25 protein-coding genes and 1 pseudogene are annotated in these 20,991 nt (G+C 39.7%); 6 read left to right on the forward strand and 20 right to left on the reverse strand.

Features of this window, described 5'->3' with window-relative positions; all coding sequences use genetic code 11:
* Positions 1 to 4 precede the first annotated feature (4 nt).
* The 19 genes from I588_RS10670 to srlA form a co-directional block, all read right to left on the reverse strand.
* Positions 5 to 1,099 carry a Gfo/Idh/MocA family protein gene (locus I588_RS10670; protein ID WP_010756550.1) on the reverse strand — a complete coding sequence of 365 codons (1,095 nt, stop codon included), beginning with the start codon at positions 1,097 to 1,099 and terminating at the stop codon, positions 5 to 7.
* A gap of 174 nt (positions 1,100 to 1,273) precedes the next feature.
* Positions 1,274 to 2,140 carry a PTS system mannose/fructose/sorbose family transporter subunit IID gene (locus I588_RS10675; protein ID WP_010756549.1) on the reverse strand — a complete coding sequence of 289 codons (867 nt, stop codon included), beginning with the start codon at positions 2,138 to 2,140 and terminating at the stop codon, positions 1,274 to 1,276.
* 2 nt (positions 2,141 to 2,142) lie between these two features.
* Entirely contained in the window at positions 2,143 to 2,904 is a 762-nt protein-coding gene (locus I588_RS10680) for a PTS sugar transporter subunit IIC (RefSeq protein WP_010756548.1), read from the reverse strand.
* A 21-nt stretch (positions 2,905 to 2,925) separates the two neighbouring features.
* The gene (locus I588_RS10685; RefSeq protein ID WP_010756547.1) at positions 2,926 to 3,414 is read right to left on the reverse strand and encodes a PTS sugar transporter subunit IIB; all 489 of its coding nucleotides are present in this window, start codon (positions 3,412 to 3,414) and stop codon (positions 2,926 to 2,928) included.
* A gap of 135 nt (positions 3,415 to 3,549) precedes the next feature.
* The gene (locus I588_RS10690) at positions 3,550 to 3,984 is read right to left on the reverse strand and encodes a PTS sugar transporter subunit IIA (protein ID WP_010756546.1); all 435 of its coding nucleotides are present in this window, start codon (positions 3,982 to 3,984) and stop codon (positions 3,550 to 3,552) included.
* Positions 3,985 to 4,004: 20 nt separating this feature from the next.
* Complete coding sequence (locus I588_RS10695; protein WP_010756545.1) at positions 4,005 to 4,418, reverse strand: RbsD/FucU family protein; 414 nt, start codon at positions 4,416 to 4,418, stop codon at positions 4,005 to 4,007.
* Positions 4,419 to 4,445: 27 nt separating this feature from the next.
* Entirely contained in the window at positions 4,446 to 4,904 is a 459-nt protein-coding gene (locus I588_RS10700) for an RpiB/LacA/LacB family sugar-phosphate isomerase (RefSeq protein ID WP_010756544.1), read from the reverse strand.
* A gap of 19 nt (positions 4,905 to 4,923) precedes the next feature.
* Positions 4,924 to 5,379, reverse strand: a complete 456-nt coding sequence (locus tag I588_RS10705; RefSeq protein ID WP_010756543.1) for an RpiB/LacA/LacB family sugar-phosphate isomerase — start codon at positions 5,377 to 5,379, stop codon at positions 4,924 to 4,926.
* 30 nt (positions 5,380 to 5,409) lie between these two features.
* Entirely contained in the window at positions 5,410 to 6,327 is a 918-nt protein-coding gene (rbsK, locus tag I588_RS10710; protein ID WP_010756542.1) for a ribokinase, read from the reverse strand.
* Positions 6,328 to 6,342: 15 nt separating this feature from the next.
* Positions 6,343 to 6,933, reverse strand: coding sequence for a KpsF/GutQ family sugar-phosphate isomerase (locus tag I588_RS10715; RefSeq protein ID WP_010756541.1), 591 nt, complete (start codon positions 6,931 to 6,933; stop codon positions 6,343 to 6,345).
* 119 nt (positions 6,934 to 7,052) lie between these two features.
* The gene (locus tag I588_RS10720; protein WP_010756540.1) at positions 7,053 to 7,931 is read right to left on the reverse strand and encodes an N-acetylneuraminate lyase; all 879 of its coding nucleotides are present in this window, start codon (positions 7,929 to 7,931) and stop codon (positions 7,053 to 7,055) included.
* An 18-nt stretch (positions 7,932 to 7,949) separates the two neighbouring features.
* Positions 7,950 to 9,407, reverse strand: coding sequence for an aldehyde dehydrogenase family protein (locus tag I588_RS10725; RefSeq protein WP_010756539.1), 1,458 nt, complete (start codon positions 9,405 to 9,407; stop codon positions 7,950 to 7,952).
* A gap of 165 nt (positions 9,408 to 9,572) precedes the next feature.
* Positions 9,573 to 10,673: a mandelate racemase/muconate lactonizing enzyme family protein gene (locus I588_RS10730; protein ID WP_010756538.1), complete on the reverse strand. Its 1,101-nt coding sequence runs from the start codon at positions 10,671 to 10,673 to the stop codon at positions 9,573 to 9,575.
* Between the two features lie 609 nt (positions 10,674 to 11,282).
* Positions 11,283 to 12,116: a class II aldolase gene (locus I588_RS10735; protein ID WP_010756537.1), complete on the reverse strand. Its 834-nt coding sequence runs from the start codon at positions 12,114 to 12,116 to the stop codon at positions 11,283 to 11,285.
* Between the two features lie 20 nt (positions 12,117 to 12,136).
* Complete coding sequence (locus tag I588_RS10740; RefSeq protein ID WP_010756536.1) at positions 12,137 to 12,811, reverse strand: triose-phosphate isomerase; 675 nt, start codon at positions 12,809 to 12,811, stop codon at positions 12,137 to 12,139.
* Complete coding sequence (locus I588_RS10745) at positions 12,801 to 14,264, reverse strand: xylulokinase (RefSeq protein ID WP_010756535.1); 1,464 nt, start codon at positions 14,262 to 14,264, stop codon at positions 12,801 to 12,803. The genes I588_RS10740 and I588_RS10745 overlap by 11 nt, the downstream gene beginning before the upstream one ends.
* A 5-nt stretch (positions 14,265 to 14,269) precedes the next feature.
* A complete protein-coding gene (locus I588_RS10750; protein ID WP_010756534.1) occupies positions 14,270 to 14,638 on the reverse strand; it encodes a transcriptional regulator GutM in 369 nt (122 codons plus the stop codon).
* A gap of 18 nt (positions 14,639 to 14,656) precedes the next feature.
* Positions 14,657 to 15,664, reverse strand: a complete 1,008-nt coding sequence (gene srlE / locus I588_RS10755) for a PTS glucitol/sorbitol transporter subunit IIB (RefSeq protein ID WP_010756533.1) — start codon at positions 15,662 to 15,664, stop codon at positions 14,657 to 14,659.
* A 29-nt stretch (positions 15,665 to 15,693) separates the two neighbouring features.
* On the reverse strand, positions 15,694 to 16,227 hold the full coding sequence (gene srlA, locus I588_RS10760; RefSeq protein WP_010756532.1) for a PTS glucitol/sorbitol transporter subunit IIC: 534 nt from the start codon (positions 16,225 to 16,227) through the stop codon (positions 15,694 to 15,696).
* Positions 16,228 to 16,407: 180 nt separating this feature from the next.
* On the opposite strand from srlA, the gene I588_RS10765 reads away from it, so the two are divergent.
* From I588_RS10765 to I588_RS10775, 6 genes and pseudogenes are all read left to right on the forward strand, one after another.
* A complete protein-coding gene (locus I588_RS10765) occupies positions 16,408 to 16,767 on the forward strand; it encodes a PTS glucitol/sorbitol transporter subunit IIA (protein ID WP_010756531.1) in 360 nt (119 codons plus the stop codon).
* Between the two features lie 155 nt (positions 16,768 to 16,922).
* Complete coding sequence (locus I588_RS10770; protein ID WP_010756530.1) at positions 16,923 to 17,657, forward strand: GntR family transcriptional regulator; 735 nt, start codon at positions 16,923 to 16,925, stop codon at positions 17,655 to 17,657.
* A gap of 86 nt (positions 17,658 to 17,743) precedes the next feature.
* A pseudogene (locus I588_RS28195) lies at positions 17,744 to 17,909 on the forward strand (IS256 family transposase); the annotation flags it as partial.
* Between the two features lie 279 nt (positions 17,910 to 18,188).
* The gene (locus I588_RS27285; RefSeq protein ID WP_010756529.1) at positions 18,189 to 18,353 is read left to right on the forward strand and encodes a hypothetical protein; all 165 of its coding nucleotides are present in this window, start codon (positions 18,189 to 18,191) and stop codon (positions 18,351 to 18,353) included.
* Between the two features lie 81 nt (positions 18,354 to 18,434).
* Positions 18,435 to 18,653, forward strand: a complete 219-nt coding sequence (locus tag I588_RS28200) for a type II toxin-antitoxin system RelE/ParE family toxin (RefSeq protein WP_081632992.1) — start codon at positions 18,435 to 18,437, stop codon at positions 18,651 to 18,653.
* A gap of 184 nt (positions 18,654 to 18,837) precedes the next feature.
* Entirely contained in the window at positions 18,838 to 20,169 is a 1,332-nt protein-coding gene (locus I588_RS10775) for an FAD-dependent oxidoreductase (protein ID WP_010756528.1), read from the forward strand.
* 63 nt (positions 20,170 to 20,232) lie between these two features.
* Here I588_RS10775 and I588_RS10780 read toward each other — a convergent pair whose 3' ends face one another.
* Positions 20,233 to 20,991, reverse strand: a complete 759-nt coding sequence (locus I588_RS10780) for an SDR family NAD(P)-dependent oxidoreductase (protein WP_010756527.1) — start codon at positions 20,989 to 20,991, stop codon at positions 20,233 to 20,235.

Raw genomic sequence — 20,991 nt, forward strand, 5'->3', positions numbered from 1 at the left:
TTCCTTATGGCTCCATCGCTTTTGGTCGCTCACAACGCGAGGTTATCGGAACAAAGGTTTGTTTATCTCTTCCTTGAATTAAGCTATCCAATACTTCCAATACATGATAGGCTAATTCTGCGGAAACTCTAGGTTTAGTATTCCTTCGAATCGCTTCTGCCATATCCGCCGGACCAATCCCACGACTATTATTTTCAAAAGGAAATTGAAAATTGATGATCTCTTTCTCTATTTCTCTGGTAGCTTGATTTTTTGTTTTTATTAGCGTAATCTCACTGCCAAATTTATCTGGATTCCCAAAGTGAAGAATGCCTTTGGTTCCATACACAATAAACTCCGCTTGGTCTTTGACAATGCTATTCGCATTCAAATGGAAGGTTCCCGTCAATCCGCTCTCAAATCGTAATATAGCTGAGACACGACTTTCATTGTCACAGATAAACTCTTGGCCATAGTCTGGACTTTTGACATTACTGTTGATATGTCTAGGAATCGGATTGTCCGTGAATGCTGCTGTAGTAGCAACTGACCCAAATAAACTAGCTAAGGCTGTCATATAATACACGCCATAGTCATAGCAGACCCCACAGCCAGGTGCACGCAGAAACGGATAATAGCTCAGCATATGGTCATTCTCCCGATTGGCAGAAACTACAAAAGACGTAACTTGCCCGATTTCTCCTTCATCTATTAGTTTCCGCGCTGTTTGTAAAGAAGCACCTAAAAACGTATCAGGTGCAGATCCCAAAAGCAAACCTTTTTGTTGAGCTAACAATAAAAGTTCTTGTGCAGTTCCAGGACTATTCGTCAATGTTTTTTCAGTGTAAACGTGCTTTCCTGCTTCCAATGCCTGCTTAATAAGTTCATAGTGGAATTGCACTGGGGTTAAATTAACGATCAACTCGATTTCAGGATCAGCAAAAATGTCCTCAACTTCTTCAGCACGTATCCCATACTGCTTCGCTTTTTCCTGTGCACCAGAAGCAGCTCCAATCGCAACTACTTCAATAGCAGGAAATTTTTGAATCATATTTGTTAAATAAATATCACTGATCATTCCCGCACCAATGACTGCTGTTTTTACAGGTTCGTTTTCCATGATTTCCTCCTTAAAAGTAGAACGAACTCGCTCACTTTTTGAGCAATAAGACTAAAATTTTGAGCTGCAGCTTCCCAGACTGATCAAAATTTTCGCTTATTATCGAGAAAGCTAGTTCGTGCAGCCAGATAATAAAAGACAAAAGAACATCCTGAAGATGTTCTTTTGTGAGAATTAATGCCCCATAATTTTGAATACCGATAGAATAATACCTAAGACCATTGTCCCAATCGTTAAATGACTGATCTTGACTTTTTTCTTCAATAACCAGTAATAGATAAAGACGGCACCGATGGTTAAAATACCAGGAATCGCACTATCGATCATTTCTTGAATATTGATTTCCTTGTACTTGTTCTGGAAGACCAACGATGTAGTAATAGATACGAATTTAGAAGACATTCCACCCATGATAAACATAGCCATGATCCCGGCAGCGTCAGCAACCTTTTGCATAATACCGTTTTGTAAAAGCTTCAATACAAACTCGTTACCTAGTCTATAGCCTCTTGGATAACCAAGTAAAGCAATTAGACATGGTGCTAAGCTCATCCCAGCCATCATCATGAAAGCACCAAAGACGCTTCCTTCTAAACAATAGGGCAAGGTAATAGCGATCGCGATTTGTCGAAGCGTCGATCCATTGATCGCATCTCCCAACCCCGATAGTGGTCCCATCATACTGGCCCGTGTAGCAACGATCAAGTCCCCATCAATCTCAGCACCATTTGCTTTTTGTTCTTCCATACCAATGATAATAGCAAAAACGATTGTCGAAAAACTCTGTTCACATAAGTAATAGTTTCGTGTCCGCATCAACCCAGCACGAATTTGTTCATCTGCATCTGGACGTCCTTCATACAAATAACGGAAAATTGGTGCAATCGCGTTGGTAAATGAATTAACATACCCGCGGTCAAAGGATTGACTACAATGATGGAAGAAAGCAAATTTGAAAAAACATTTCCATAGTAAAGATTTAGGTACTTTCCGTGGTTCTTGTGAACTCGTCATATTAGCTAAATTGTTTGCATTTTCCATAATTATGCCTGCCCCCTATTCTTAAAGAAATCCGGATCGCCCCATAATACAGATAGGAAGGCTAAGAATGCACCAAACACTGCCATCCCAATAATTGGTATGTCACCGAATCGCATGATGTAGAAACCAATAATGAAGAATGGAATCTGTAATGGTCGCCCTAAGATCGTAATAAACATCGCAAACCCCATCGCCGGAATAATCGCACCCATGTTAGAGAATCCGATTAACAGCCATTGCGGTAAATTATCCATCAGCCAGTTCACAGCATCGGTACCGACATAAAGAATTAAGAAAATAATCGGAGTCGATAATAGAATTCTAGTCAGGATGGGAAATAATGTACTCCCTCGACTGATCTTTCCATATTGTAGTTTTTCACAGGCTCGGTCAACATATGGTCCCCAAGCTGAGGTATTCAACGTTTTCCAGATGGTATCGATGGCAACTCCTAAAGCACCAAATGCTGCTGCTAATGCCAAGGCTTGCTTGTCATCCATACCGGTTGAAATAGATATTGGAATCGCAATAATACTTGCAAAGAATTGGTCAACCGGCATTGTTCCCCCGTAGTGAACTACGCCTAAATACATGACTTGGATCATCGCTCCAATCATGACTGCCTTTGCAGGATCTCCCATGATGATACCGATGAAAAGTCCGATAACTGCTGGCATTCCCGATGGTCCCATGATCAACATGATCGGGTGTGCGGAAAAGAATCCGTAGTAAAGTGCTAATAGAAATGCTGTAACTAACGCCATAGTGAATCGCTCCTTAATATTCTATAATTTGGTAATCTGCAGGGCCTTTTCAAGTGTCGTCTTCGGTAAACTTGGCATCGCTTGGAAATAGATTTCAACACCTTCATCATTCATACTGCGTAAATAATCCGCTTCCTTCTCGCTGATATAACAAGACGCATTCACTTGGACCGCTCCTACTTCACCAGGTATATTAGCTAATGCAATAAAATCGAATTTTAACCCTGCTTGCAAAGTATCATAAGCATCCTTGATATTTCCCCACAGCAGCATCATATTTTCCGTCTGATAAACCCCAGAGTTCCAGGCCTCCACAGCATCTTCGATTCCTAGAATATCTACTGTATAACCAATTGCGACAGATTTATAAAGCGTTGACATAAATGGATCTTTTGCATTGATATCACTGATCATCAAGACTTTTGTGATATTGTATTCCTTAATCAAACGTGCATTTACCTGTCCGTGAATGTATCGATTATCGACACGAGATAATTTAATGTTACTCATAATAATCCTCCTCAACTTTTATTACGTTTCTTCTTTAGTCAAATTATATATCATAAAGCGGCTCTTTTATTAATTTGCGAAGCAATGACAACGCTGTCATTCATTTGTCATTTCAATGATATCGTTCTAAATTTTCTACCCTTGCGACATGGTATGAAGCATTCGTAAATCAGCGTTCATATTTTTTATGCCTTCTGCTGCTGCCTCTGCCATCTGGTCCGCATACACATCTGCATTACGTTCACCGCTCATACGTAGCTCCATTGCTCGGAACACCATTGGAAAGTTCACTCCGGCGACGGCACATAGTTCCCAATCACGGCTGACTTTCATCACAGTGTTGTAGGGTGTTCCACCGATGATATCTAAGCAGATCACAATATCTCCTTCGTATTTTTTTACAATATCCGCCATTTCTTTTTCATATTTTTCAACATTCATTCCTTCAAGCAAGGGTAAAACCTCAATATCATTGATTTCCCCCATAATCATTTTGGATGAGTCGATCAGTCCCTGACAAAGCGGTCCATGAGTCGCAATTAAAATCGCTGGTTCTTTTTTGAATTCCATTTCTATCTTCCCCTTACTGTTTAACGCACGCCGACAGTCAATAGTATGTTGCCAAATACTCTAGTTTCAGCACTTCCGATGACTAAGCGAACTTCTTTTTCAACCGCTTTTTGGTAAAACTCAAATCGCCCAAGTTTTTCATTCTCGATATCAATCAAAATCTCCGAAAATTCAGTGAATAGGGCAGGTAGTTCTTCATGGTCACCTGGATCCATCAATTCATATTTTTCAACATTCACAACACTCGTCAGTGCTTTTAGAACCTCAATGACACTAGGAATATTTTCGCTAAGCGCCAAATCAATCAGACGAGCTGCTTCATGTTTCTTTTCGTATTTTGGATAATTCCCGTCAGTAATCAAGATTTTATCTCCATGGCCGCATTTTGCGACCTCGAAGAGAATCTCTGGATGAATCAAACTTCCCTTCAGCATTTCATTCTCCTTCCCTTATGTGAAAAATTAGCAACTTGCTTTTTGTTCTTCCCCGAAATCTTTAATTTGATTCAAGCAACTTAGATTATTTTGAAAATATTCTTCCTCCAACCAAATTGCTGCTAAGTTCTTCAACTCTTCCCTGGATGAATTCCAAGTTCCTAAGCATAGGACATTCGTATTGGTATCTACCCGAGATAATTTTGCGGTATAAGGGTTATGGCAAAGCGCTGAACGAACTCCGTTAAATTTATTTGCTGCAATATTCATTTCTTGACCTGTAGTACTAATTAGAATCCCACGCTCATATTCTCCGGATTGAACAGCTTTACAAACTGCTTCAAGAGCCTCTGTGTAATGAGCCGCTCCGTCAATTGCTTCATCAATTAGGTATTTTCCGCTCGCGTTCAATGATTCAATCAAATCATTTTTCTCCTTAATACAACTAGGATCACAACCTAAAATTACTTTTATTTTTTTATTCATTTATGGACACCTCCTGTAATTAAAATTGTTGTTCGATCATTTCAATACATTTCATACCTTTTTCGTCGCGGTTATTGTATCCAACCATCAACCAAGTTTCGATCATTTTCGCGCATTTTTCATCTGATTCCATTGTCCAGGCCCCTGTACAAAGAACATTAGCATTATTATCGATCACAGAGAGAGCAGCTGGTAAAATATCATAAGCTAACGCTGCTCTTACTCCGTGAAACTTGTTCGCAGCGATGCATACGCCGATTCCCGATCCGCAGAATAAAATTCCTCTTTGATATTCTCCACTCTGGATTCCCTCAGAAACGATCTTAGCTGAACTGGTGAACTCACCGATCGCTTCTTTTTCAGCTCCAGCATCAGTGATCTCATATCCATGATCTTTTAGTATTGCGATCGTTCCTTTGATCATTTGACTAATTGCCTGATCATAAGCAATGATAATTTTCATTTTTGATCCCATTTGATTTGGCTCCTTCATTCAATTTTTAAGCTATTTTAGACCGAGTTGTTTCTCAACCTCAGAAAAAGTCGGCAAGGATGGTTGTGCTCCTAATCTTGATACTGTAACTGCTGATGTTGCCACGGCCCACTCCAAAGCGGCTTCGATTGGATAATCGATTGATAGACCGAAAGCCAGACCACCAATAAAGGAATCACCTGCGGCTGTTGTATCTTCCACCTGCACTTTATGGGCATTTTTAAAGAAGGAATTCGTGTTGTCTTGAAAAAGAATGCCACGTTCACCTAGAGTAATAATTACTTTCTCAAACCCTTTATTCCGTAATTCCGCTGCAGCTTTTTGTGCATCCTGATCTGTTTTGATTGCTATTCCTGTCAGTAATTCTGCCTCGGTTTCATTAGGAATGATCAAATTGATCATGTCATTGTATTTTTCATCAATCTTTTGTGCTGGGGCTGGATTGAAGATCACAAATTTATTGTGTTTACGCGCCAATTCAATCGAGCGATAAACAACTGGTAACGGAACTTCCAACTGTAAAATAATAATGTCATTTGCCGCGATCAATGCCTCGCAGGAGTCAATTTCTTCAACGGTCAGCTCCATATTGGCCCCAGGAACAACAATGATTCGATTGTTTCCCTCTGCATCTAAAGTGATACTGCCTACTCCTGTCGCCTTTTTGGGATCACGAAAGACATTTTTACTATCAATCCCATCATTTTCTAACGCTTCTATGTGTTCTTGACCAAAAGCGTCGTCTCCGACTTTACCAATCATATCGACTTTTCCACCAAGTCTTGCTGCGGTCACCGCTTGATTTGCACCTTTACCGCCAGTGAATTGGTTAAAAGAATTCCCTATAAAGGTCTCTCCATTTTTTGGTAAACGATCCGCTTGAACAACCAAGTCCGTCATAAAACTGCCGATAACCAGGATCTTTTTCATTTGAAAGCCTCCTTTCTATTTGCTGCTTTTAATACCTAAACTTCCTCCGGGGTGAAATAAAGCAAAATCGGATTTCCCGAATTTCTTCACATGAGATAGCGTCAAGGCAATCGCATCTCCCACAACTAAGGTCGCTGTTGAGCTGTTCGTTGGTGCCAAGTCTAGTGGATCGGCTTCTTTTTCAACAAATAAATTAAGGTTGATATCACTTGCTTTTGAAATTGTTGATTCAGGATTACTGGTAATCGAAATAATTTTTGCGCCAATTGCCCGAATTGGTGTGATCGTAGCAATTACTTCCCCGGTTTCTCCACTATTTGAAATCATCACAACAATATCCTTTGCCTCGATCATTCCTAGATCGCCATGTAGTGCTTCTGTCGCATGGACAAAGAATGCTGTTGTGCCTGTACTAGCAAAAGTTGCAGCTAGTTTTTTTCCGATAATGCCAGATTTTCCAACACCTAAGAATACTACTTTGCCTTTGCAATTTAGAATGGCTTCCACCGCTTGGTTGTACGTTTGTTCATCAATGTTGTTATAAACCTCATCAATACATTCCTTCTCGACATTAATATAGGTACGAATTTTTTCTGTATAGTTCATATGCTCCCCTTCTTCACCTCATTGAAAACTCTTACATTCCATTTTAAGATAAAACTATTTCTTAAAAAGAGAATCAACTAGACAGATTGCTCTATTTGATTCTCTTTCAGACTGATCAATTATAGTAACCCGTTTTCAATCGCCACTTTCTTTAGCTTCGCTTTTTCCTCATCAGTCAAAGGTAGAAACGGTTTACGACATTCACCGCAATCAATGCCCTGCAGCTTCAAGATTTCTTTCACGCCTTTAAAGACACCGACTTCGCAAAGGACAGAAACAACATTATTGACTTCATTTTGAATCTTCAAAGCCTCTTGCAGCTTACCCGCCGCAAACAGTTGATTCAGCTGAACAAATTTACCAGCCATAATGTTATAGGTACTTCCAATTCCAGCACTAACGCCGACTGATAAAGCACTTAGATAAATCTCATCATGTCCGATAAAAATACTTTTCTCCGGAAACTGTTCAACGAGCTGCTGCAATTGGAATAAATCATAGCTAGTATGCTTCAAACCAATAATTTTTTCGTTAGACAACAAACGAGTTAAATCATCCATGCTGAATTTCACCGCTGACATCGCTGGAATGTTATACACGATTACCGGAACAGAAACAGCATCGGCCAAGTCATTATAAAACTGAACATATTCATCCATATTGAATGAAAAGTAGAATGGCGGCACAGAAGAGATAGCTGATACATTCAACTCTTCTGCGTGTTTTGCCAACTCAATACTGTGCTTCGTTGAAAACATTCCAACATTTACGATGACTTCTGCTCTTTTTCCAACAATTTCCATCACCGCTTCTACCAGATATTCTCTTTCTGCCATTGAAAGCATGTACGATTCTCCGGTACTACCTGTAAGATAGAAGCCCTCTACACCTTCATCAAGATTCTTTTGAATAAGTTTTTCCAATGAGGAATAGCTGATATTTCCTTTATTATCGTAAGGAGTGACTAAAGCTGTAAAAATCCCATTAAACTTTTTCATCGCTAGACTCCTATCTAGTTATTTGCTGTCGTTGTATTTTTTCATCGCATAACGGAAGATGATTGATTTTTCTTGGGTTACTTCTTCAAGGACAGAAGACATACACTCACGGCTATTACCGCTCATTTTCTTACCGCCGCCAAATGGTAATTCCTGCGCTCGGAAACCACCTGAACCATTGATTGCGACCATTCCCGTTTTGAGTGATCCGGCAACCTTCATAGCATCTTGGAAATCATTTGTAATCACACCCGAACTCAAACCAAAGCTAGATGCTTCCGCAATTTCTATTGCTTCGTCTAGGGTTTCAAATTCGATGATCGGATATACAGGACCGAAAACTTCCATATCTCTAGCGATATCCATGTCGACTGTTACATTATCTAAAACAGTTGGTTCATAGAAAGCCCCATCACGAGTGCCGCCATAGATTAATTTGGCTCCTTGTTCGATCGTTTTTTCTACTTGTTTCTGTACATCAATCGCTGCTTTTTCGCTAATCAAAGTGCCATAATTTGTTTCAAGGTCTAACAGGTCTCCTGTTTTGATCGTCTTCAACCGTTCCTCAATCAATCTGTTAACAAACTCTTCTTTGATTGATTTATGAACAATGAAACGCTTCGCCCCTGAACAAGCTTGACCAGCATTTCTCGTTTTATCGCCGGCTTCATTGACCGCTAAGTCCATATCACAATCCGCACAAATGATTAACGGATCATTTCCACCTAGTTCAAATTTATAGTCCGTTAAGTTTTCAGCTGCACTTTTCGCGATGGAGATACCTGCTGAAACGCCGCCAGTCAAGTTCACTTGAGCCAATAAAGGATTTCCGCAGATCCAGCCGCCAACTGTTGATCCACCGCCCGTAACACATTGAACAGCTTCTGGTGTCACCCCTGCTTCAACCAATAAGCCCATTAGCTTCATAACACATAATGGATTAGAAGATGCTGGTTTTACTACAATTGAGTTTCCTGCCATCAACGCGGGACCAGCCTTGAACGCCCATAATGCCGCTGGGAAGTTGAAAGGAATGATACAAGCAATTACTCCGAGTGGTTCATGGACTGTTACTTGTAAATCATCGTCATAACCGCCTTCGATTCCCATTGGCATCGTTTTGCCATATTGATGCTTAACGATTTCGATTGAGCTTTCAAAGGTCATGTAAACTGAATCAATTTCACCGTAAGAATCGAAAATTGGTTTCCCAGTTTCCAGGGTTAGTGTTTTGGCTAAGTCATCACGATTTTCTTTGATTAGCTCTAAGTACTTACGCATAATTGCAGCACGTTCGCGAATAATTATTTTATTCCAATTTTTTTGTCCTTCAACTGCACTTTCAATCGCAAAATCAACATCTTCTTTCGTAGCCATAGGTACAGTATCCAAAAATTTTCCATCATACGGATTAGTTACATCTTGTGTCTCTTTGTTACTTGAATCGACCCATTGTCCATTGATCAACATTTTCATAATTACTTTCCTCCTAGTTCGTTTTATGATATTCATTTTTCAAAAAGTGAAAAATGAGTTTGATGCTCACCACGTATATCATTCAACTAAACGCAGACTTTTTCGAATGATGACTTTTTTTTTGATCATTAGCCGAAAAGAACTGCGAAAAGTGGAACTGACAGCCTATTTCAGTAGTGTTATATTGTCTTCGTTTAATTCCATTCCCAAACCAGGTCCATCTGGAATGGTTAAGATACCATTTTTTGGTTCTGGCGGATTTTTGTACACCATTTTGGTCACGTCTTCAAAAAGGAATAACCGTTCTAAGAACACTGCATTTGGAGCCGCACTTGCTAAGTGCATATGGACGTGTTCCATCGCATGTGGCGCAAAAGCGATATTAAAGCTTTGAGATAAACCAATAATCTTTAACGTCTCGGTGTATCCGCCACAACGACAAGCATCAACTTGTAAGTAGTCTACAGCTTCAGCCAAAAGTAAATCTCTCGCGCCGTATTTTGTATATTCATGTTCCCCAGTTCCTAGTGGAATGTCTGTACCCTGCTTGAATTTGTGTAAGCCGGGGATATCATCCGCAAAAACAGGTTCCTCAAACAACATGATGTCATATTGACGAATGTCATTTGCCAGCTTTACTGCATCTCCGGCATAGAAAGCATTATTCGCATCAACCATAAATTCAATATCTGGTCCAATTGCCTCTCGAACTTTACGACATCTTCGAACATCTGCTTTAAGATCTTTCCCGCCGTTGTATCCTACCTTTAACTTGATGGCTGTGTATCCACGAGAAACCATTTCCAACGCTTCTGCAACTAATGCGTCGTCATCATGAGATGTCCAGCCTCCGCTAGCATAAATCGGAATTTCTGTTTTGGTTCCGCCCAATAATTTGTATAGCGGCATATCCAGAATTTTTCCTTTTAAATCCCATAATGCGATATCCAGTGCACTCAAAGCACAGAAAGCCAATCCTTTCCGACCAACACCTCTTGGATAATGGAAAAGCTCTTCCCAGATATCTTCTGTCTCAAATGGTGTTCTACCAATAATTTTCGGTGCATAGTATCTTTCAATCAAATCTTTGATCGATTCGCCGCCTACTTCATGATAGGTGACACCGATCCCAACTAATCCTTGATCAGTTGCTACCTGGACCACACACATGCCGACTGTTTCGACTGTTCGAGTCGCATCTTGAAAACCATAATCAATTGGAGCTGCAACTAAATCTACTTTGACTTTTTTTATAACCTGATTCATGCTCGCCCATCCTTTCTTTAACCCGATTATATGAACCAGCACTGATTAAATCTACAAGTTGGAAGAGCTTGACAACGCTGTCATCAGTTTGTCATTTCGTTGATTTTTAGAAAAGAACAGATGTGTCTTATTTTTCATTAATTAGAAAGAACAGAAAATAAAATAACGAACTCTTCGATATGATAGGTGCTTCAGTCATTGATACAAAAAAAGACTGTGATATAAGTCTCTAAAAAAATACCAGTGAAAATGACGATAACTGCCAATTTCACTGGTATTTACGAGGTAGAGTAACAATAATAAAATATTGCGAGCCCCTCATGTTGTTCTCCTGTAAAAAAACTGTGAAGTAACTTCCAACATGAAATTAGTGGTTACTCACACAGTTCATATAATATTCTTTTTTCTGGGATACGAATAGTCCGATAATTTTGAATAAGTAACTAGTAGTCCATATTAGTTTTTAATGTTCTTCATCAGCTTTTTAATCGATCTTGCTACTTCCTGTCTCTCATATTATTCAAACAGACTTGTTGATTTTTCTTTCAGGCGCCAGACTTTGCGCACTAAAAAAAGCCAACAACAGTTTGCTGGCTCATTGATTGAAAATCAATCATTCAACTCTTTGATTTTTTCAATCGTTTTCTTTTGGACAGAATTTTTTGCACTGGTTAAAACCGCGATTAAATTCGCTTCTTGATGATTTTCATCGTAAGCATGACCGATACTTTGAATATAACTCTGCCGCAACTCGCTGGCTACATTGATTTTCACTACATTGTAGTCTTTCATTTTCTGAAGCTGCTCGGAAGCGATCCCTGAGCCACCATGGATAACCAGTGGGACAGGAGATTCTTTTTCGATCTCTGCTAATAAATCAAAATCAATACAAGGCTCTTCATCCATTCCATGTACATTTCCTACTGAAACTGCTAGTAGATCACAGCCTGTTCGCTCAACAAACTCCTTCACCTGCTTTGGATCAGTCTTGCAATCCGCTTCATTGACATGATCGTCTTCTTTTCCTTTGATCGCGCCTAATTCCGCCTCAACAGGAACACCATAGGCTTTCGCAAAATCTACTGCTTCTTTGGTATAGCGAATATTCTCTTCAAAATCAAACTCAGCTCCGTCAATCATTACAGAAGTAAACCCTGCTCGAACCGCCGCTTTGAAGTCTTCCATCTTTTTACCATGATCTAAATGCAAAGCTACTGGTGTATCCATTTGCTTAGCTTTGCGCTCTACCATTTCCACAATTCCCTCGTAACCTGCTAACTCAATATTTGAAGGAGCGATTTGGATAAAGCTTGGAATTTTTGTTTCTTCAATGGCATCTAAAATCCCAACGGTCGTTTCCAAATTGGTTGTATTAAAAGCGCCGCCCATTACCTGTTGTTCTTGAATAAAATTTACTAATAACTTGCCGTTAACTAATGGCATTTTTGTTCACTCTCCTTACGTTATCTTAACGCTCCTAGTAAATCCGTCAGCAGCTCATTTTTATTTTCTGACAATGCCAACGTACTGGAAATCCCTGTCCCTTGAGCACCCAATCTGAGTAAGCGTCGAACATCTTTACCACAAGTAATCCCTGCACCCTCCATGATCAAGATTTCAGAGTTCACTGCCCGCACTGCCGCAATCGTCTCAGCAATGTAGGATTCATCACTCACTGTTCCAGTACCTACTAAACAATCCGGTTCACATAAGATGATATCAGGATCTAAAGTAGCAATTGCTGCTGATTCCTCTGGTGTATCCGCACAGGCGATGGTAATAATTCCTAATTCCTTTGCTCGCTTGATTGTTGTACTCAATTCTTTAATCGTTAATGGATGTTCCATATGATTCAAGAAAGTTGCCTCAACGCCATTTGCCTTTAAAGACTCTAAGGGGGTTCTCCCCATTCCTCTCCCCAATCCATTAGCATCTGCCGTTTGTGCCGTCACAATCACATGTTCAGTATTTTGCACGATGTTCACCAGTTCAGCCGCTGGTGCTACAAAAAAGATAGAAGATTCATGTTTTTCGGCTAACTCGTCTGTCATTTTTGCTAATTCTATTAGTTCGTTACCTACTAAGTAAGATTTAGGGCTAACTGTAAAAAAGGGAGGAGTTATTTGTTCACGCTTCATATCTTTCTCTCCTTTCCTTTTTGATCAAAGCATCCGAAAAACTGATGAATGCTCGATAGTTTTTTTGGTATTTTTTTACTAGCATCTCTTCTGGTATCGTTTCACGCAGCTCATTTTCCAAATCGGGAAATTCCTTGAATAAATTATAGTATGCCAGCATTGCTGCACCACAGCTTGCTTCACGTGCAGTTTGATTAACAGTGACTGTCGTATTAAAAACATTAGCGAAAATTTGCGGCCAAATGTTACTTTTCGCACCGCCGCCAATCAACAAGATATCCCGTTTTAGTTCTGGCTGCATTTGTTGCATCAAGCGTTTCATCGCAAAAGCGACCCCTTCATAAACTGCCAATGAAAAGTTTGTTTGATTATGATTCAAGGTAATTCCATAAAAGGCTCCACAAAGATCAGATTCTTTGAAAAGTGTTTTATCACCATTCAAATAAGGAAAGAAAAGCACTTGATTCTCACCCAATTGTTGCTCCAATTGATCTTCAAATTGTGTAACATCCTGCTGAATGATTTTTTTGGACCACCAATCAATTACTTTTGCCCCACTCTGCAATGCTCCTTGAGTGATTACACGTTGATCGTTTACTGAAATTTTAGCAAGGATGTTTTTTCCGGTATTCAACCATTGACCTTTTTGATTCGTCAAAATCACCACGCCTGATGTCCCCAGCGAAATAATTGGCTGATTCTGATTTTGGTTGGCAATAGCAGAAGCCACATTGTCTCCTGTTCCGATTACTACAGGGATAGCTGCTTCTGCCTCAATTCCTAACAACGATAAATCTAGATTCCCTGCAAAATCAGACGCAAACTTCACTTCCGGAAAAATTTCTAAGGGAAGCTGAAAGGTATTGATTACTTCAGATGACCATTGTTCTGAAACGACATCATAGAGACTGCTAGTAGAAGCATCACAATAGTCAGTCGCTAATTCGCCCGTTAAAACATACCGCACATAATCCTTAGCAATCAGCAACTTGCCTAATTTCTGATAGTTTTCGGGTTCATACGTCTTTAGCCAAATCAAGTTGGCAAGCGGACTCCCAGTCGATAAGATAGAAAAGATATTTTCTGTTTGTTTCACCCTCGGCAGCTTCATTTTGATCTCTTCTACAATGTCTACCGTTCGTTTATCATTCCACATGATCGCTGGGCGAAATGGTTGATTCGCCTGATCTAAGAAAACGGTCGTATGCATTTGCCCGGTAAGTCCGATGCCCTTCACTTGTTGATAAGGAATGCTTTCAAAAATCTGCGACAACTGTTCTAGAACCTGAGTTGACCAGATCGTTGGATCGACCTCTGTCCAGCCAGCCATAGTCGAAACATATTCATAACTGCTGCTGTACTCCTCAACTAACGTAAAATCATCGCTATAGACTGCTGTCTTTATTGAGGATGTTCCGATATCAATGCCGATAAAGTAATTCTCCTTCGTCATTGCTATCAACTCCGTTGTTCTTGGATTTTATTTACTGACAGCTTTACTGCATCATAAAATTTATCGCCATTCAGTTCCGTTAAAACCGTATTTACCCCACAGCCGACTAACTCAGATTTTTGCTTAAATTTGGAAAAAGTCGTCCAGCCATACAGGTATTGACACTCAGTAATCGTTCCTTCAAAATCGCTCACAGTTATGATCATGACCTTGCGAAAAAAATTGACCTTACTGACACCCGTTCCTAAATAGCCGGAAAAACTTTGCTTCAATTCACTCAGCTTTCGATTGACCTTTTTCCAGTGAAAGTAAGAAGATATCGTGCCTAATATCCAAATCAGCATAATCAAAAGTAATACTTTCAAATCTCCCATGATCTTTACTCCTATCTTCTACAGTCCGAATGAGGCAAAGTACGCAATAATGATTGCCAAAGGTCCTGTTAATAGTTTTCCGATTAAAAAGGCCGGTACGCCATTTTCGATCGTTTCTGGTTTTGCTTCCATTAATGTCAAACCAACTGGGGCAAAATCTGAGCCAACCTGACAGTTCACTGCATATAAAGCTGGTAACGCATAATGGGCCGGAATTGTCCCACTTGCAATTTGGTTCCCAATCAACAGACTGATTACCGAAGCAATAATCGCTCCTGGACAAATCAGCGGCGAAAGGAATGGAATACTACAGAACAGTCCGATTGCGATCAATCCCCAAATACTTCCTGCTAATGGTGACAATAAATTCGCAATAACATCTGCAAAACCTGTATAGTTAATAATCCCAATTAACACTGATACGAACAGCATGAAAGGAATAATGTTTCGTACCAACGTATCAACTGTATCGCGAGCTGCCTGATAAATGACATTGATGACATTTCCTACTCCTACACCGACTTTGTTAATTGCATCCATCATGCCATTGCTTTTCGTCTTGTTGGATTCATATTTTTCCCGAGCTTCTTTGGTAATGCTTTTCTTTGGTCCTTGGACAGCTGTTTCTTTTACTGTTGAAGAAATCGGTGCTTCATCGCCTTCAGCAAGAGCAATACTGTCCGGCACTACACCTGAAACAAAGATATCTTCCGTAATATATTTTGCTAACGGGCCAGATGGTGAGCCTAATTTCACATTGACTGTTGGAATTCCTAGTTTCGGGTAAGTCCCACACCGAGCGATCCCTGCACAATCGATTACCGCACAGAAAGCTTCCCCCGTATCGATTGGATTGGTAAACTGATCAATCACTGTTGCACCAGATAATTCTGCAATTCGTTCAGCAACTGGATGAACACCGCCTGTTGTGACACTAATGACGTATTTCTTTTCATCTGTTGGTTTTACTACTAGTGGGCCACCCCAGCCACCATTTCCATGAGAAATCTTAATTGAGTTATACATATCACTTCGTCCCTTTCTTTTTCATTTTCCTATGTTTCAGAAACTTCAGCAGATCTTCTAGCAGCAAAACGTTTTGCTAATTGTTCGGTGACAATTCCTCTGATCAAGCAAATTACAAAACCTGTTAATAGGAAACGAATCGCCAAATCACTCTGATTACCAACTGTTGCAAACCCGCCAGAAACACCTAACCAAACGAATAATTCTGAGGAATTAGCATGTGGAAACAATCCCGTAATCGGATGGAGCATTGAAACCGTCGAATCATAAAATCCTGCTTTATATTCTTCTTCTAAGAAAGTTCCAAAGGTATAACACATTGGATTGGTCAAAAAGAAACAAGCCATGAATGGAATGATTGTGTATCTCAAAATCGTAAATCGCGTCATCTTTTTCATGAAACCAAAGACTCGATCTTCCCCGATAAATTGTATAAGAGCATTAACAAAAAGAATCAGGCAGGCGATCAGCGGGATCATTCCTCCAACAAACGAAGTGAATTGATCGGCGCCAGCTTGGAACAAACCAGTAAAATGTTCAGCAATACTTACTAAGAAATCCATACGAAAACTCCCTTTCTTTAATTAAGATCAAAAAACCAACGAAACGAACAAATCCTCCCCTACTTGTGATAAATGCTAAAATTTGTTACTATACATATATAAACGTCTATAATGGTATAGTAATAGGAACGCTTTCATTTGTCAATAGGATTTACCAAAATATTTCAAGGAGGAAGTAGAATGAACATTTTTGAAACTCAAGTAATTGCGATTGGTGAGGATGCAGAGGATTTCAAACAGGAGGATATGCTATTGCTCTTTGGAGAAGATGCTCCGCCTGAGCTAAGTGATTTTTGTTATAAGATTCTGATCAAGCCAATCCAGCAAACCATCACCCCGGGAATGAAGGTTTGGTTTAATAAGAATGCCTACAAGATTACCGCTGTCGGTGAAGTCGCTGAAGAAAACTTGCGGAACCTTGGGCATATCACGATCAATTTTAATGGTGCGATAAGTTGTGACATGCCTGGTACCATTTATGTTGAACATAAAGACTTACCTGATCTAAAGGTTGGCGATACAATCTCAATTAGAATGTAGCTTTTTGTATTCTTAATTGTTCGCCCTTATCGACAAAAGAAATAACTATTGTCATTTAGTTCTATATTTAAGAGAATTATCCCTACATATCACAGGTGAAATTGGATATAATGAGAGCAAGAGCTTTTCGACTAAGAGTTAGGAGAATTGATTTTATGGAAATCGATAAAAATTCATTAATACCAATTTACGAACAAGTGATGGACTATATTAAAAAGAAAATAGAAAAAGGCGAATGGAAAAAAGGGGATAAAATATCTACCGAGAAAGATCTCATGGAGCTTTTTGATGTGAGTCGTGGAACGATTAAGAAAGCGATTGCTTTACTAGTAGAAGAAAAAGTATTGACGCAGAAACAAGGAAAAGGAACCTTTGTCATTGATGAGAATATCAGCTTTCCTTTTGCTGAAGGATTGATTTCCTTTTCTGAATCAATGAAAAATCAAGGTCTTGAGTTTGATACAAAATTGATTAACTTAGAAAAGCGACAGGCCGATGAAAAAATCGCGCGCATGTTAAAAATCAATATAGGCGATGACTATTTATTTATTGAACGGACGCGGACGGTTCATGATGAAGTGGTGATGTTTATCCAAAATAATATCAACATTCAATTAGCACCAGATATCGATACTGCAGATTACGCTCATGAAAGTCTGTTTAACATCGTTGAAAGTTATAGCAAACACAAGGTAGCTTATAGTGAGACTTCTTTTGCCGCTGTCCCTTCAACTAAAACGATTTCGGAGCTTCTTCAAGTTGAAGAAAACTCTCCGTTGCTTTATCAAGAACAGCTTGTTCATTTAGATGATGATTCAATCATTGAATTAGGACGCGTTTGGTTGAAATCAAACAAATTCTACGTAGGAAGTATTTTGCAACGAACTTAATATTTTACCCTTAACTGTGTAAGCAACCATTGATTCCGAATAGGTGGCTGCTTCACAGTTTTTCTTTTTCTAAGTGAAACTAAATGAGCTTTGCTCATATTGAACAATTGTTTAATTTTTCTTCGCGTTTCGTAAAATCATGTATGCTATGAATGTCGTTGAGAATGCCCTGCCAATTTTCAGAAAGGCAATAAAAAAGGGGCATTCTTCAATGAGAATGCGCTCCTTAAGCTACTATATTTGCGTAAAAAAAGAAATGTATAACTATTGGATTAGTAGCCATATATCGTCTTTCCTATTTCCCAATTGAAAATGGTCTTTTTGAGACAGGGATTTTTTCTCCAGCTGGTCCTATGTCAGCTTATATTTGATTTATCGTAGTTGTCTAACTGCTTTTTAGTTATCTTCACCTATTTAAAAGACTTTTATCTTTAGTTATTTCCCCTCTACTCCATATCATCTTTATTCAATTAAGATTTTGATTGTGTATGTTGAAACCGTGCTATAATGATAGAAAGGAGCTGGTGACACATGGAAAATACTGAACAGGCGATGTCAGCTCGTACGAATCGCCGTGAATTTGACCTAGCAAAAAAGAAACTCTTTTCCGAACTTGAAAAAGGTGCACAAGTTAGGCGGGAGCAAGGCTCCATTACGCTTAAACAGCTTAAGGAACAAATGAGTGCAAAATTATAAGTTGTATTTATCATCTCGAATCAGTAATGATTTGAGCGATAGTATCGACTATATGCACGACAACGAACATACAGTGCTACGATAAAAACCCTTCTCAATCGAATCTATGCAACAATCAGCAGCCTCACGAACACACCTCTGATAGGTACATCACTACAAACAAGAGTACATGATCATACAGCCTATCGGTTTATTATTGTGGAATCATATATAATCTTTTATAAATTGATTAAAGACACAATATACGTTGACCGAATTCTTTCTGAAAAACAAGATTATCTAAAAATTTTAGGATTCTGATGTACGTTTTAGTAACTCAGATTTATTGCATCACCAAATAATACCGGATTAAGGAGTCGCTTCCTTGATCCGGTGTTTTATTTTAAGAATTTATACTTCATTCTTCAATAAACAAGCATTAGGACGGAATATTTTTCCATTTAGAAGGACGTTGCTATAATGAGTGCAGAAAGAAGGCTGAAAGATGAAAAACTATAAAAACGTGATTATCGGCTTTGGCAAGGGCGGTAAAACACTGGCTAAAAGCTTGGCGGTGCATGGTGAAGAAGTTCTAATGATCGAAGCCTCTGATCAAATGTATGGCGGAACTTGTATCAATATTGGATGCATTCCTTCAAAGTCTTTGATTGTTAACAGCGAAAGAAATTTGCCTTTTACAGAAGCAGTGGCGCATCGCGGCGAGCTGACAGCCAAGCTGCGGAATAAAAATTATCATATGGTTGCTGATCAGCCGACTGGCGAGGTCTGGACTGGCACAGCTTCATTTTTGTCTGACCATGAGCTGGCTGTGGAATTGACAGATGGTACTTATCAGGAAATTCAGGGTGAACGAATCTTCATTAATACTGGTTCGACACCAGTTCTTCCGGACATTCCTGGTCTTGCGCTGAGTTCACGGATTGTGACTTCTAAAGAAGCGATGGAATTGCCTGAGTTGCCTAAACGCTTGATTATTATTGGGGCAGGCTATATTGGATTAGAGTTTGCTTCGATGTTTGCCAACTATGGCAGCCAAGTAACCGTCTTGGATCCTCACACTGAGTTTATGTTTAAGGAAGACCCGGATATTGCTGAGATGATCTTTCAAGATTTAACTAGAAAGGGCATTGAATTTGAACTAGGTGCAACCATTAAGCACGTGACTGAAACCAGTGACGGTGTTCAGGTAGCTTTTGAAAAGGATGTTGAGCACATTATCACAGGCGATGCGATTTTGGTAGCAACTGGCCGCAAGCCAAATACGAAAAGTCTCCATTTAGAAAATACCGGAATTGAAATCACTGAACGAGGTGCAGTCAAGGTCAATGATAAGCTACAAACTACGGTTGACAATGTTTGGGCCATTGGCGATGTGAACGGCGGTCCACAATTTACCTATGTATCATTGGATGATTATCGTATCATTAAGGATCAATTGTTAGGAAAGGGCGACCGGTCTACCTCTGATCGCAAATTCGTGCCTTATACGGTGTTCCTGACCCCGCCGTTATCGCGAGTTGGATTAAGCGAAAAAGAAATCAAAGCTGCTGGCTATGACTATAAAACCTTCAGCTTTGCGACAGCTGGGGTACCCAAAGCACAGGTCCTAGAAGATCCAACTGGTCTCTTCAAAGTAATGGTGGATACTAAAACGGATAAAATCTTAGGTGCAGTGATCTACAGCGAGGAATCCCATGAAGTGATTAACCTGATTGCTTTAGCGATGAAGGCTGACCTGCCTTATCAGCTATTAAGAGATCAAATTTATACTCATCCAACTATGTCAGAAGCGTTGAACGATGTGTTGAGCGATTAGTCAAAGAAGGCCTGAGGGAATTGTCCTCAAGCCTTCTTTTTCATTTGATTTTATTTTGCTGAACTACAACGTGTTGCCACCATCTACACTAATTACCGCACCGGTCATGTAGCTAGAATTTTCAGAAGCCATCAGTGACACCATACCAACAATTTCGCTGGTATCCCCCATTTTGGCCGGACCTAACAGCGCAACAGATGGTTTTGGCTGTTGATACTGATGCTCCTGCATGTATTGCCCAACCTCCATTGTCATTGGAGTAATGAAGCCTCCTGGGCACAGACAATTTACTCGCACATCGTAACGCGCGTATTCCATTGCGGCAACTTTACTCATACCAACTACACCATGCTTAGTGGCAGAGTATACGCCAAAGCCGGTTTCTGGGCGAATCCCTGAGGAAGAACCAGTATTCAAGATGTGACCGTAGCCTTGTTTTTTCATTACTTTCAAGGCATGTTTCATACCGAAGAAGCAGGCCTTAAAGTTGGAATGCAGCACATAATCCATGTCTTCTTCTGTCAACTCATCAAAGTCTCTTGGCATATGCAAAACGCCTTGATTGTTAAAGAAGAAATCAATTTTTCCATATTTGTCCATAGTAAATTTCATCAGCTTTTCTACTTCGGCTTCTTTACCCATATCAGTTAAAACGAAGTCGACATCTTTATGCACATCTTTACATAGACCCAGAGTAGTCTTCCCTTCTGCTTCATTCCAGTCTGCCAATACTAAAGCAAATCCATCCTCTGCTAAACGAACCGCACTCGCCCGTCCGATTCCAGTAGCAGCCCCACTAACAATTGCAATTTTTCTTTCCAT

The sequence above is a fragment of the Enterococcus pallens ATCC BAA-351 genome (genome assembly GCF_000407485.1).
Taxonomy (GTDB): Bacteria; Bacillota; Bacilli; order Lactobacillales; family Enterococcaceae; genus Enterococcus_A; species Enterococcus_A pallens.